Source organism: Flavicella sp. (assembly GCF_029238425.1).
Taxonomy (GTDB): Bacteria; Bacteroidota; Bacteroidia; order Flavobacteriales; family Flavobacteriaceae; genus Flavicella.
Map to the genome: position 1 here is coordinate 1 of NZ_JAQWGB010000058.1, position 15,669 is coordinate 15,669.

Annotated in this window: 9 protein-coding genes; 6 read left to right on the forward strand and 3 right to left on the reverse strand. The window is 34.0% G+C overall.

Features of this window, described 5'->3' with window-relative positions:
- Nucleotides 1-258 precede the first annotated feature (258 nt).
- Nucleotides 259-1,287 (reverse strand): LacI family DNA-binding transcriptional regulator, encoded by a 1,029-nt coding sequence (locus P8H68_RS03965; protein WP_300321904.1) that lies wholly within the window; start codon nt 1,285-1,287, stop codon nt 259-261.
- Between the two features lie 390 nt (nt 1,288-1,677).
- Here P8H68_RS03965 and P8H68_RS03970 point away from each other — a divergent pair, with 390 nt between their 5' ends.
- The 6 genes from P8H68_RS03970 (at nt 1,678) to P8H68_RS03995 (ending at nt 12,247) form a co-directional block, all read left to right on the forward strand.
- Nucleotides 1,678-4,614, forward strand: coding sequence for a TonB-dependent receptor (locus P8H68_RS03970; protein ID WP_300321907.1), 2,937 nt, complete (start codon nt 1,678-1,680; stop codon nt 4,612-4,614).
- 16 nt (nt 4,615-4,630) lie between these two features.
- Nucleotides 4,631-6,250 carry a RagB/SusD family nutrient uptake outer membrane protein gene (locus P8H68_RS03975; protein WP_300321910.1) on the forward strand — a complete coding sequence of 540 codons (1,620 nt, stop codon included), beginning with the start codon at nt 4,631-4,633 and terminating at the stop codon, nt 6,248-6,250.
- 18 nt (nt 6,251-6,268) lie between these two features.
- On the forward strand, nt 6,269-7,372 hold the full coding sequence (locus P8H68_RS03980; RefSeq protein ID WP_300321913.1) for a SusE domain-containing protein: 1,104 nt from the start codon (nt 6,269-6,271) through the stop codon (nt 7,370-7,372).
- A 64-nt stretch (nt 7,373-7,436) separates the two neighbouring features.
- Entirely contained in the window at nt 7,437-10,730 is a 3,294-nt protein-coding gene (locus P8H68_RS03985) for an alpha-amylase family glycosyl hydrolase (RefSeq protein ID WP_300321917.1), read from the forward strand.
- 4 nt (nt 10,731-10,734) lie between these two features.
- Nucleotides 10,735-11,421: a hypothetical protein gene (locus P8H68_RS03990; RefSeq protein ID WP_300321921.1), complete on the forward strand. Its 687-nt coding sequence runs from the start codon at nt 10,735-10,737 to the stop codon at nt 11,419-11,421.
- Between the two features lie 85 nt (nt 11,422-11,506).
- Entirely contained in the window at nt 11,507-12,247 is a 741-nt protein-coding gene (locus tag P8H68_RS03995; protein WP_300321923.1) for a CpsB/CapC family capsule biosynthesis tyrosine phosphatase, read from the forward strand.
- 3 nt (nt 12,248-12,250) lie between these two features.
- Here P8H68_RS03995 and P8H68_RS04000 read toward each other — a convergent pair whose 3' ends face one another.
- Complete coding sequence (locus P8H68_RS04000; protein WP_300321926.1) at nt 12,251-14,134, reverse strand: LysM peptidoglycan-binding domain-containing protein; 1,884 nt, start codon at nt 14,132-14,134, stop codon at nt 12,251-12,253.
- A gap of 103 nt (nt 14,135-14,237) precedes the next feature.
- A partial coding sequence (guaA, locus tag P8H68_RS04005; RefSeq protein WP_300321930.1) for a glutamine-hydrolyzing GMP synthase occupies nt 14,238-15,669 on the reverse strand: 1,432 nt, incomplete at its 5' end.

Genomic DNA, 15,669 nt, shown 5'->3' on the forward strand with positions numbered 1-15,669 from the left:
GAAAACGTGAAATTTTGTGATATAAATATAGTAAGGACAGTAGCGTCTTTATCTATATTTTAATGTGTGAAGAGTGAAATATTGATAAAAATGAACGCTATGTTCGATTACAAAGATAAAATTAAATATTTTTAATATCCAAATAAAACTTAATGTAAATTATTTTTCTTTTCGTTTTAAATGCAGCAATTAGCTTTCTTTCTCTAGTAAAACTCTATGTTTAATTGCTCTTTTTTTTATTAAAAAAAACTCAAAAAATTACTTTTTATTTCTATTTGTAGACTCCCTAACTGTCAAGGTTGTGGGGATCACTTTGGTTTCAAAAGGATTTTGTTTTTCCGATTCCAATCGGTTTATTAACAAATTAGCCCCTTCTACTCCCATCGTAAAACCATGCTGTTCCATGGTCGTAATTGCAGGAGTTGCGTAGTGCGAAATCAAACCATCAGTAAATCCAATCACTGCAATATCATCAGGTACATTTAGTCCACGTTTTTGTATTGCTTTTAATGCGGTTGCTGCATAAATTTCATTCACAGCAAATATGGCATCTGGATAATCTTTCTGATTCACAAAAGAAGTAATTTGCCCCTGTATATCTTTAGATTTATCCACACGAAAGATCAATGATTCATCCATAGGCAAATCAAATTCCTTTAAAGCTTTTTCATAACCTTCTTTTCTTTGATACGCAACATTTACATAATCCGGGGTGGTTAACATCGCTATTCGTTTACATCCATTTTCAATAAGATGTTTTGTCGCGTTGTAGCCTCCTTTGACATCATCAATAACAACCTTATCACAAGGAATTTTATCTTCCACTCTATCCACAAGAACAAAAGGAATACCTTCATCAATAAGTTCTTGAAAATGTTTAAAATCACCTTTGCTTTGAGTTTCATTTGCAATAGATACCAGAAGTCCATCTACACTTCCATTTGCCAACATTGCTAAATTCATTACCTCTTTCTGATAAGACTCATTAGACAGACAAACCATTACGTTATAACCTCTTTTATTTGCGGCCTGTTCTACCCCACTAATTACCTTAGAAAAAAAGTGATGTGTTATTTCAGGAATCACCACACCTAAAACCAGTGTCTTTTGATTTCTTAATTTCAAAGCAAAACTGTTGGGTCTATAATTATAGTAATTGGCAAATGCTTGAATACGCTCACGCATTTCCAGACTAATTTCGTTACTATTTTTTAAGGATTTTGAAACAGTTGATATAGAGACACCAAATTCCTTGGCAATGGCTTTAAGAGTAATTTTTGGTTTCATTTAGATTCCAGTAGTTTATGTGGTTCTCATTCTTTGCAAAACAAAAATAAGTTATTTAAAACTAAATAGGTGGTTTATCTGGCTTTGATCTTTCACCTTCAACTGCAGGATACTCAAAAACCCAATCCTATTATTAACATTTGCTTACAATACAATTAAAATTAGCTGATTTTATGATTTTAACAAAAAAATAACCTAATTTTAATAAAAGCGTAATTTAAAATCCAGTTCACTACAACGTTAGAGTAACAAAAGTTATTAACACGAAAACGTTTTCGTGGGTTTTCGATTTTTTTATTACAACCATTTAATTATAGTTTCGAAGTGTGAAGAGTGAAAGTATTGTTAAAATCTAAACCAAATTAAACGTTAATTAAAGAATCAATCTGTATGAATAAAAAACATTTATTATCAATTGGAATTCTCTGCCTAATGAGCTTTGGTGCATTTGCACAAAATGTATTCAAAGGGACGGTAGTGGAGCAAGCCTCAGGAGAAGGACTTCCGGGGGTAAGCGTAATCATAAAGGGAACCTCAACAGGTACCTCTACTGATTTTGACGGAAATTTTGAAATAATTTCTAGCAGCGATGATATCGTTCTAGTATTCTCTTATGTAGGTTTTAAAACTGTAGAACAAGCAGCTTTACCAAATCAAAATTTAAATATATCATTAGAAGACGACTCACAAGCTTTGGATGAAGTGGTTGTCGTAGGATATGGAACTGCCCGTAAAAAAGATCTTACTGGATCTGTAGCGGTTGCAGGAGTCAAAGACTTTAACAAAGGTCCTGTAGTATCAGCCCCTTCTTTAATACAAGGAAAGGTAGCCGGTGTAAATGTAACAACAAATGGTGGTGCTCCTGGAGATGGGCAATCTATTAGAATTCGTGGTACAGGATCACTATCATTATCAAATGACCCATTAATAGTAATTGATGGAGTTCCTATGAATGATGGTGGAGTTGGTGGATCAAGAAATATCTTGAATTCCGTGAACCCAAATGACATTTTAAGTATGACTGTTTTAAAAGACGCATCTTCAACTGCAATTTTTGGATCGAGAGCTGCCAATGGGGTAATTATGATTACCACTAAAAAAGGACATTTAGATCAAGAAACGAAAGTTACATTTAATTCTAGCATTGCTTCTTCTAAAATTATGAACAAAGTATCTGTATTAAGCACGAGTCAGTTTACTGATTTGGTGAATAATATTGGATCACCAGCAGCTAAAGCTAGATTAGGTTCTGCAAATACGGATTGGCAAGAAGAAATTTACCAAGAGGCCATTAGCACAGAAAACAACGTTAGTGTATCAGGAAGTTTAAAAGCTGTTCCTTACCGTTTTTCTGCAGGGTATACAGATGCAAATGGTGTACTAAAAACAGATAACATGAAAAGAACAACAGCTAAGTTAACACTTACGCCAAAATTCTTTGATGACCACCTAAAAGTACAAGTTAATGCAAATGCTTCTTTTATTAAAAACAACTTTGGAAATAGAGATGCCATTGGAGCTGCTGTAGGTTACGACCCTACACAAGCTGTTTATGATGAAAACTCAAAATACGCAGGATATTCAACATGGATCAATCCTTCTACAGGGAATAAATATAATTTAGCACCTACCAACCCTTTGGCTTTGATCAATCTTAAAGATGATAATTCAGATGTTAATAGACTTATTGCAAATGCAAAGTTAGACTACAAAATGCACTTTTTACCTGAATTATCAGCTGTTTTAAATGTAGGTATTGATGCATCTGAAGGAAAAGGTAATGCAATTGTTGACCCTTCTATGCCTGCTTCTAGTTCTGATTTTAATGGAACTAAAGACACGTACACAAACAAAGCAACAAACAACTTAGTTGACTTTTACTTAAACTACAACAAAGACATCAACGACGACAACTCTTTTGGGGTTATGGGAGGATATTCTTACCAGAAATTTTCTTTCGATGATCTATCTGTAGCTGATGCATATTTTGTGGATGAAACTCAAAATACTTCTTTAACGGAAATCAATAAAAGTCAAAATGTATTGGTATCATTTTTCGGTAGAGCAAACTACAACTACAAAGACAGATATTTACTTACTGCAACTTTAAGAGCAGATGCTTCTTCTAAATTAAATCCTAATGACAGATGGGGCTACTTCCCTTCTGCTGCATTGGCTTGGAATGTTACTAATGAAGAGTTTTTAAGTGAATCTAAAGTTGTTGACAATTTAAAAGTTCGTTTAGGATATGGACAAGTGGGTAACGTAAATGGATTAGGAGATTACCAATTCCTTACACGTTATTCTAAAAGTACAAATGGTGCTTCTTATCAGTTTGGAGATTCATTTTACCAGACTTATAGACCAGAACCAATCAATGAAAACTTAAGATGGGAAGTTGGTAGTACATTCAATGCAGGTATTGACTACAGTATTCTAAATGGTAAAATTTATGGTTCATTAGATGTTTATAATAAAATCACCAAAGATTTAATTGCTCCATCTACAGTTGACCCATTTACGAATTTTGGTAATAAAATTGATGCCAATATAGGTGACATGGAGAACAAAGGTATTGAGTTTGTAATCAATGCTGTACCAATTAGAAATGAAAATTTCAAATGGACAATAGGATTTAACGTTGCATATAACTCCAACGAAATCACAAGAATGCCTGACGTTCAAAACGTAGGAGGGATTTCTGGAGGAACAGGTAATACCGTTCAAAGACATGAAAAAGGACAACCTGCATTCTCTTATTATGTATACCAACAAGTTTATGATGAAAACAACAAACCTATTGAAGGAGTATATGTGGATAGAAATGGAGATGGAAATATCACAGATTTAGATCGTTATTTCTATAAAGATCCAAATGCCGATGTTACAATGGGATTCAATACAGACTTGAATTATAAAAACTGGGATTTAAATATCATTACTCGTGCAAGTATTGGAAACTATGCATATAACAATACGGCATCAGCAATGTCCTACGAAGCAAGAGCAACTGAGAATGACATCTTAAGCAACTTAAGCTCTGATTATTTAAATTCTGGATTCCAATTTATCACAGACACTAATCTACTAAGTGACTACTATGTAACGGACGCTTCTTTCTTTAAAGTTGATAATATTACATTAGGGTATACGCTTCCTAAATTTCAATCTTTTGAAAAACTTGGATTACGCTTTTATGGTTCAGTACAAAATGTATTAATCATTACAGATTACGATGGATTAGACCCGGAAATCCAAGGAGGAATTGACAACAATTTTTACCCAAGACCAAGAACATTCTTGTTAGGTTTAAATGCTAACTTTTAATCAAAACTAAGCTATTATGATAAAATATATAAAATTTACAATACTTAGTGTATTTGTTTCTACGCTACTTATTTCATGTCTTGATGATCTTAATCAAACACCGATCGATCCAGATAGTTTTACAGAAATTGATGTTTTTGCAAACCCTGCAGAAGCGAAGAAAGCCTTGGCGAAAGTATACGGTGCCTTTGCTTTAACTGGACAAAAAGGTCCTGATGGAAACCCAGATATTGATGGTATTGATGAAGGTTCTTCTCAATTCACTAGAATGTTGCACAACTTTCAAGAATTGACAACAGACCATGCGGTAAATGGATGGGGAAACCCAGGATTGCCAGATTTACATGCTATGAGTTGGACCTCAAGTAATGGATTTGTTGAAGGTATGTATTACCGATTAGCACAGTCCGTTTCTTTTGCAAATTCATTCATTAAAAATGCAGAAGCTTTAGCAGCTGACGATGAAGTAAAAAGTTTTATAGCAGAAGCAAGATTCTTAAGAGCTTATGCTTATTACAATCTTATGGATATGTTCGCAAACGTACCTTTGGTAACCGAAATTCAAACAGAATTGCCAGAACAAAGTGATAGAGATGCTATTTTCAATTTTGTTGAATCGGAATTATTAGCCATCGAAAGCTTACTAAAAACAAGTAGAGGAAACGAATATGGTAGAGTTGATGCAACTGCTGCCCAAGCTCTTTTATCTAGATTATATTTGAACGCAGAAACTTTAATAGGACAAGCAAAATACACAGAATGTATTACCTATTCTAACAAAGTTTTCAATGGAGGATACTCTATCCACACAAATGATGTAAACGGAAACGGAACTGCATATGATGATTTATTCTTAGCTGATAGTGATGTTAATGGAGCACAGAATGAATTCATTTTCACAATTAGCTTTGATGGTATTGAATCTCAAACTTGGGGTGGAACTACCTATTTAGTACACGCTTCTATTGGAGGAACTATGGATCCAACACTTTTTGGAGTGAACGGTGGATGGGCTGGACTTAGAACTACCAAAGCTTTGGTATCAAAATTTGAAGCAAATGCAACTAACGGAGATGGTGAACCAATTGGATGGAATGACAAAAGAGCTATGTTCCATACAGATGCTCAAAACTATGAGATCACAACAATTTCAAACACTTTTGAAGATGGCTATGCAGTAAGTAAATTTAAAAATGTTGATAAAGACGGAAACGCAGGTAGCGACCCTAACGGGGATCAAGTAGACATGGACACTCCTATCATAAGATTGGCTGAAGTTTATTTGAATTATGCTGAAGCAGTTTTAAGAGGTGGTGCTGGTGGCTCTATCGGAGATGCAACAAATTACATCAATGAATTAAGAGCAAGAGGTTATGGAGACAATTCTGGAGATGTAACTTCTGGACAAGTGACCCTTGATTTTGTACTAGACGAAAGATCACGTGAATTGTATTGGGAAGGTTTAAGAAGAACAGATTTGATCCGTTATGGTAGATTTACCACTGGAGATTATTTATGGCCTTTCAAAGGAGACGTACCAGATGGTACTGCGGTAGATAGTTACAGAAAAATCTACCCAATTCCGGCGAATGTTATTGCTGTCAACCCGAAATTAACACAAAACCCAAATTACTAATTAACAACCTTTTTTATTATGAAAAATAAAATATATAAGTATATATACTGGCTTGCCCTACCCTTAATTCTAGGTAGTTGTTCAAGTACAGACGACCGCATAATGATAGATACAGATCCTGAAAAAACTACAATTACAGCAGTTTCTTCTGACAATTCTGTTATTCTTTTAGAAGAAAACTCTCAAGACGATGCACTTTCTATTACATGGAACAAACCAGACTATGGTGTACCAACAGCGACTCCCAATTATCAAGTTTTAATGGACACTGAAAATGGTGACTTTAGCTCTTTAATAGTTGCTGCTTCAGTAAACACTGAAGAAAAAACTTTCATGGTTGAAGAGTTGAATAAACTATTAATCAACAATGGATTTGATGCTGGAACTCCTTTGAATATTCAGTTCAAAGTAATAGCAACATCAGGATCACTTGTAACTGAATCTGCACCTATCGTAATTGAAATCACTGCATATGCAAAAAGCTCTGACCCAATATTCATGATTGGAGATGCATTGATGGGATGGGACACTGCTAAAGCGGTTGAAGTAGCAGCAACAGGTTCTAAAACCTTTGAAACTATTGCTGAATTCACAAGTGGAAATAGCTTTAGATTTTTTGATGCACCAGACTGGGGAGCAACTTCTTACAATTACCCATATTTCAGTGGAGGATCAGTTGATGCCTTGTTTGAAAATGCAGGAGACGGAGATAGTAACTTTAGATTCATTGGTACTACTGGATATTATAAAATAAGTGTAGATTTTAACACTTTAACAATCACAATGGAAGCTACGGACTTACCTCAATTATTTATGGTTGGAGCTGCTGTTCCAGAAGCCGGTTGGGGATGGACTACTCCTGTTGAAATGACCTGGATTAAACATGGCCATTTTGAAGCTACAACAACTTTTGCTGTTGATGCATTTAGATTCTTTACTAAAAATGGAGATTGGGGATCTGGGAGAAATTACCCTTACTACCAAGATGCGGAGTTTACAATAGATACTAATTTAGAAAATGCAGATGACGGTGATAAAAACTTCAAATTTATCGGTACACCAGGAGCCTATACAATAACAGTAAATACGATTGCTAAAACTATAAGCTTATCTAACGAATAGTTTTTCAATACTCTAATTAATTCAAAAGGCTGTTTTTAACAGCCTTTTGTTTAAATATCAACTCATGAACAAACTAATTACATTTCTATTATTAACATATACAGGGCTTTTTGCTCAGGTTACAACCAATCCTGCAATTCCTGCCACCAATAAAGAAATTACTCTTAATTTTGATGCAAGTGAAACCCCTTTAGCAGGATATACAGGAAAAGTGTATGCTCATACAGGTGTAACGGTTGATAACGAAAAATGGCAAAATGTAATTGGAGCCTGGGGAAATAACACTTTACAGCCTGAATTCACAAGAGATAGTGAAAACACAAACTTATATACTTTAACGATCACACCAGACATACATAGTTTTTACGGTGTCGACAAGAGCAAAACTATTAGTGAATTATCCATAGTAATCAGATCTTCTGATGGCAACCTTAAAAATGGACCTGATTTATTTATCGATATATTCGACAATACTTTAAATATTGCAATTACTTCACCTGCAGATCAAAGTACTTTTGATCAAAATCAAAACATAACCCTTACTGCGGAATCAACTACCGCCGCAGACTTACAAATTTTAGTTGATGATATTTCTATCGAAACAGTATCAAGTGCAACCACAATAAGTAAATCATATCTTTTTACAAGTACGGGGAATCATACCATTAAAGCGATAGCTAGCAATGAAAATGAGACCAAAGAAACAAGTATTTCTGTATTTGTAAAAACAACTACCCAAAACACCCCTCGACCGAATAACGAAAAAAGTGGAATCACCATAAATAATAACGAAGTAACATTTGTTCTTTTAGCACCTGAAAAATCCGATGTGATTTTATTAGGAGAATTTAATGATTGGGAAATTGACGAGGACTACTTGATGCATAAAGACGGTGCGTATTTTTGGATTACACTTACGAACTTGGATCCAGATACAGAATATGCATACCAATATTTAGTAGATTATGAAATCAAAATTGCAGATCCGTATTCTGAAAAGATTTTAACACCTACAGACGATTCTTATATAACAAACGACACCTACCCTAATTTAAAATCCTACCCTACAGATGTAACTGCTGGGAATGTCTCTACATTTACTATAAATGAATCGACTTATAGTTGGAACGAAACAAATTTCAATAGACCTGACCAAAGTGAATTGGTTATTTATGAAATGTTGATTCGAGATTTCACAAAAAAAAGTACGTATCAGGAAGCTTTACTTCATCTAGATTATTTAGAATCTTTGGGTGTAAACGCTATAGAACTTATGCCTGTAAATGAATTTGAAGGCAACGATAGTTGGGGATACAACCCTTCTTTTTACATGGCACTTGACAAAGCTTACGGAACAAAAAATGATTTCAAAAATTTTGTAGATGCTTGCCACTCAAGAGGAATTGCCGTTTTGGCGGATGTTGTCTTCAATCATTCTTTCAGCCAATCTCCTTTATTGCATATGTACTGGGACAGTGCAACTAACAAACCAGCTTCTAACAGTCCTTGGTACAACGAAAATCATAATTTAGTAGACAATACCGCTGCACATTGGGGATATGACTTTGACCACACTAGTACCTATACAAAAGATTTTTTCAAAGATGTTTTGGATTACTGGATGGAAGAGTACAAAGTAGATGGATTTCGATTTGACTTTACCAAAGGATTTTCTAACACCATTTACGAAGGTGAAAACAATTGGGCTAGTGCGTATGATGCAGAAAGAATTGCAATTTTAAAAGAATACACGGATCACGTTTGGGACTTTGCTCCCAATGACAAACCTTATGTGATTTTTGAACACTTAGCTGAAAACTCTGAAGAAAAAGAACTAGCAGACTATGGAATTTTATTATGGGGAAACCTAAACCATAGTTATACAGAAAACACCATGGGATATGGCGATAATATTGATTGGATTTCTTATCAAAAACGTGGTTGGAACACACCTACAGTATTGGGCTATATGGAAAGTCATGATGAGGAGCGCATGATGTATAAAAACCTGGAATACGGAAAACAAGATGAAAACTATTCTGTCAAAAATTTAAATACTGCCTTAGAAAGACAAGAGCTGGCTGGAGCATTTTTATTCACAATCCCTGGTCCAAAAATGATATGGCAATTTGGTGAATTAGGCTATGAAATAAGCATTGATCAAAATGGTAGAACTGGCAAAAAACCTGTTTTATGGGAATATCTAAATAATGCAAACAGAAAACATATTTATGATACTTGGAGCACACTGATTGCCCTGAAAAACAAACACGATGTTTTCAATACAGAAGATTTTTCTTTGAATACTTCTAAGTTACAAAAATCCATAACCCTTAGAGATGCTTCCATGGATGTGATCATCTTAGGTAATTTTGATATTGTGGATGAAACGATGGCTATCAACTTTACAAAAACCGGAACTTGGTTTGAATACTTTAGTGGTGAGGAATTGAATATTTCAGAAACTCAACAATCTTTACATCTTGAACCTGGTGAGTATAGAATTTATACTTCTGAAAAAATTTATGACCCTAGAGGAGGAACGCAAAATGACGATAGCGACAATGATGGCGTAAATGACCTTGATGACCTGTGCCCTAACACCATAGAAGGTGCTACCGTTGACGAAAATGGATGTGCTTTATTTACGGTTGACAAAGCCAACTTTAGTGTAAAATCCACAAGTGAAACTTGTCCAGGGGAATCCAACGGAACTCTTAGTATAAACTCCATAAGAAATTCAAAATTCTCATTGCATTTGAATGAACAAATATATGATTTCAGAACTTCTTTAAGTATTGAAGATCTTGCTCCAGGCACGTACGAGTTTTGTATTTACACCGAAGAAGATGCCTCTTTTGAGCAATGTTATGAGTTTACCGTAGATGTTGCAACTACTGTTGCCGCCAAAACCACAAATAAAACTGAAGGACAATCTGTTATTACAAACATCAACATAACAGAAGGAACAGCTCCATACACCGTCTATATAAACAATACAAAAGTTAAAGAAACGAACGATCTTAATTTCAATATTGAAACCCATGCGGGTGATGCAATCTCTATTGAAACTGCAACAGATTGTGAGGGGAAATTTGAGGAACTAATTACACTTCAAACCGAAGTTACTGCGTATCCTAATCCTGCAAAAGACAAATTAATTTTATCTTTTGAAAACAACATCTCAAGTTCAATTAAGATTTCAATCTTGGACACTACAGGAAAAACCATTGATCAAAAAGAAGAACAGATCATAAATGGTAGCCTTAGTATTGATATAAGCCAACTTGAAAATGGGTTTTATTTCATACGCACCGAAGGTGTTTCAACAAATACTATTAAAATTTTAAAACAATAAGACCATGAAAAATATTTTATTATTTATAAGCATTTTGTTTTTTGCTTCTTGTGGTTCAGATAATGGTGCAGCAGAAACAACAGAACTTAACGAAGCACCAACAACACCAAGTCTACTCAACCCTACAAATAATTTATTATGTATTTCAAGCGAGTTGACTTTTGAATGGGCGGCTTCTACCGATGCCGAAGGTGACGCAATTAACTATTATTATGAGGTTGCTACAGACAATATGTTTAACAACGTGGTTAAAAGTGGAACAGTACAGGGAACTAGCAAATTATTGCAATTGGAAAAAGAAACAGCTTATTATTGGAGGGTTCAAGCAACCGATAGCAAAGGGGATACAAGTGAATTTTCTGACATATGGAATCTTTACACAGAAAATATTCCTCTTGAAAATCATCTTCCATTTATGCCAGAATTAATTTCTCCTAGCATGAAGTCGACTGTAAACTCGAACACGATTTCTTTAACCTGGAATTGTGCTGATATAGACAATGATGCATTGACATATAATGTTTTCAGTGGGAAGAATGAATCATTTGAAGAGGTTGCGACAGGAATCAGTGATACATTTTTAGAGGTATCTTTAGAAAACAACACCAACTATTCATGGAAAGTTGAAGCAATTGATTCTAAAAACGGTAAAACCATTGGTCAAATATGGAATTTTACGGTAAACTTTTAAAGATCAAACGAAACCATCAGTTTCCTAGGTAACTTCTGATAATATTTGCTAAATTTGTGGTCTTAATTTTTTTAAACCAAGAATTGTGCTAAACCTATTCAAAAAAGAAACTCCCATTACAGAAGTGTTTCCAATGGACTTTGTAGATATTCATTCACACCTTTTACCTGGTATTGATGATGGGTCTAAATCTATGGAAAATACGATTGAAATGATTTCTACAATGGATAGTTATGGAATTCAAAATTTCATTACCACACCACACGTCCTTGGAAATGTTTGGAAAAATAGCAGTGATACGATACTTGACAAACTAGATTTAGTTTTAGAAGAATTAGAAAAAAGAGACATGTCATACATAAAGTTTGACGCTGCTGCAGAATACATGCTAGATGAAGAATTTTGTGAACTTCTTAAATCTAGAGATTTACTGACTTTAAAAGAAGATTCATTATTGGTAGAAATGTCTTTTTTGCAAGCTCCTGTAAACTTATATGAAATGTTATTTGATATTCAGCTAGCAGGATATAAACCGATCATGGCACATCCAGAACGTTATATGTTCTATCATCAAGATTTTGAATTGTACCAAAAACTAAAAGATGCAGGATGCAGGTTTCAGTTGAATCTATTATCACTAACAGGACACTATGGTAAGTCCGTACAAAAAGCAGCCGAAAGATTGCTTAAAGAAGGAATGATTGATTTTGCTGGTTCTGATACGCATAATATGAATCATTTGAATACCCTAAAAAAAATAGGCACTAAAAAGAATTTAAAACTTTTAGCACCTATCTTACAAAATAATTTAGAATTCAATCGATAAGAATTACTCCTTGGCAACTATTTTTACAGCTGCCTTCTTCTCCTCAGTAGAAATGATGGAGTCGTTTTCTATCAGAGGAATATTTTCTTGATCTTCCATAGGAATTTCCTCTGTTTTTGGTTTTAAATACAATAACTCTATAGATAAATCTTTTTTGTACTTCCTTAAGTAAACTGCAGTATTATAAGCCGGTTCTCCATAAGCCTTTTGATGATAATCAAACGTGCTACGAACACGTTTAGAGGCACCCTTTTCAAAACTAGTTCTTAGACTGAGAGAATCATTAGAGGCCATTCTCATCAAAACATCATACACAACATCAAAACCTTTTGAAGCATATTCGCTTGGGTACCCTTTATTCTTTCTTAGGTATTGTGCATAAAAATCAGAAACTCCTGGCAAGGAATCTACCAAAACACCTGAGCTAGCATAAACAAAATCTAAAGCCGCTAACATATTATTATCAACTTTATCAAAATTACCTGCCTTTTCAAATGCAAATAATCTCACCTCCGCATCATTGGGTATAGATTTTAAATTATTGATAACATCTGCCGTTACCACTTTATTATTTGTTGTTAAGATCACCCAGTTAACTCCTAAAGTATCTACTTTCTCAACAAATCTTTCTTTGCTTATGTAACCATTTTCAGGCTGTAAGAAATTCACCTCTTTTACAGAATCATGATTTTCTTTTAAAAATTTTTGAATTTCTTTGAATTCCTTTCTTGAAGCTAATTTTTCATCTCCAACAACAAGAATTTTTTCATTCGTATATATTTCAGTAAAATAGGACAATACCTTATCTTTTAAAACATCTCTACTTGTTACGGTTTTAACAATATTATCTTTGACAAAAGTCTTTTGCTTGCTAGAATAAAAAGGAAACACAACAGGTATATCTTTCAATTCTGCAGCTACATAATTTACTTGATGATTAAAGACAGGACCAAACAAAACGTCTGTATTTTTAAATTTATCACTTTTAATAAAACCTTTAATCGTATCTCTATTATTCTCAGAATCGTATACTTTAAGATCTACATGAACTCCTTGCTTTTTAATAGAATCAATTGCTATATCCGCACCTAAATAAAAATCGGTAATGATAGAAACCAAGTTATTTCGAGTGGTAAACAACTGCTCTTTAGAAAGGGTGTCGTTTTTTGTAAACTTAAAAGGCAATAACATTGCAACATTGATAGTATCTTGAGTTGCCACAGAATCTTTGAACACCAAAGCATCTAATTCTTTCAATCTCTCTTCAGAAATTTTTTCTTTGATTTTAAGAATTGAACCTAATTTTAAACCTTCTACTAATAACGGATTTAATTCTAATAATTCTTCTTTAGAGACATTGTAAAAACGAGTCAAACTATAAAGCGTATCATCTTTGATCACCGTATGTAAAACATAATGTTCTGCCCAATGATCTAATTCATTTTGTCTCAACTCCTCTGGAGTAAGCATTTTTTCTTTTGGAATTTCTAAAACCATTCCTATTTTCAAGCCATCAATCAGCAAGTCTGGATTCAATTCTTTTAAAGATTCAATACTCACATTGTATTGCTTAGAAATACCATACAAAGTCTCTTTTGACTGAGCAATATGATTTTGAGATGCAGCAACTTCTGCGGCTACTCTAGCTTTTTCCTCTTCTTCGTTGTAATTGACATTTGGAATTAAAATAACCGTATCCGCAGTGGGTTTCTTTTTCAAACCTGGATTCAGTCTCATGATGTGTTTTGCCTTTACATCGTGCTTTTTTGCTATTTCTTTAACGCTCTCACCTTTCTGTACTTTGTAAGAAATATATTTCTTTTGCTGACCACAGGCAGCTAAAAAAGTAAATAAGCTAAGGCTTAATAACAATACTAATTTTCTCATGTAAAATCTCTTTTATATAGAATAACCATTCCAAAGAAACAATTTACAATTTTCTTCAGAATGGTTATCACAATATATTCAAAAATAACTTTTAATTAAAGTTTTATTCCCACTCAATCGTTGCTGGTGGTTTAGAACTAATATCATATACTACTCGGTTAACACCTTTTACATTATTGATAATTTTGTTCGAAATTTCCTGCAAAAATTTATATGGTAAATCAACCCAATCAGCAGTCATTGCATCTGTAGAAGAAACCGCTCTCAAAGCAACCGCTTTTTCATAAGTACGCTCATCCCCCATTACTCCAACAGACTGAACTGGAAGTAAAATAGCTCCTGCTTGCCAAACTGAATCATACAATCCATGATCTTTCAACCCTTGAATAAAAATATGATCTACCTCTTGTAACATCGCTACTTTTTCAGCAGTAATATCACCTAAGATACGAATTCCTAATCCTGGTCCTGGGAAAGGATGTCTTCCTAATAATTCAGGATCAATCCCCATAGATTTTCCAACTCTACGAACCTCATCTTTAAAAATCATTCTCAAAGGCTCTACTATTTTCAATTTCATGAAATCTGGCAAACCACCAACATTATGGTGAGATTTGATCGTTGCTGATGGCCCTCCGTCTGCAGAAACAGACTCAATAACATCAGGATAAATAGTTCCTTGCGCCAACCACTTTACATCTTCTATCAAGTGAGATTCTTCATCAAACACATCAATAAAAGCTTTTCCGATCGCTTTACGTTTTTCTTCAGGATCTTCTAATCCTTCCAATTCTTTTAAGAATCTTCCTGAAGCATCAACTCCTTTTACATTTAGTCCCATTCCTTCGTATCGTTTCAATACTGTTTGGAATTCATTTTTACGTAAAAGACCGTTGTTTACAAAAATACAATATAAGTTTTCCCCAATTGCTTTGTTCAAAAGAACAGCCGCAACTGTCGAATCTACACCACCTGACAATCCTAAAACAACTTTATCGTTTCCTACTTTGTCTTGAATTTCTTTAACGGTAGTTTCTACAAAATTTGCCGAAGTCCACTCTTGAGCTACCTCTGCAATTTTTACTAAAAAGTTTTCTAATAATTTAGATCCATCTGTAGTATGATATACCTCTGGATGGAACTGGATTGCATAGGTATCCTCTCCTTTTACATGGTAAGCTGCATTTTTCACATCATCTGTACTTGCAATACACTCACAGTTTTCTGGTAAATGTAAAATAGTATCAGAATGACTCATCCAAACTTGACTACCTTCTTTGATTTCATCAAATAATGGATTTGAATGATCTAAGAAAGATAAATTGGCTCTTCCGTATTCTCTTGTATTAGAAGCACCAACTTCTCCACCAAAAAAGTGAGATAAATATTGTGCCCCGTAACAAATTCCTAATAAAGGTTTTTTACCTTTTACCTCTGAAAGGTCTATTTTAGGAGCGTCTTCACCTCTTACTGAATGAGGAGAACCCGATAAAATTACGGCTTTATAATCTGAAAAATTATATTTTTCACTGTTG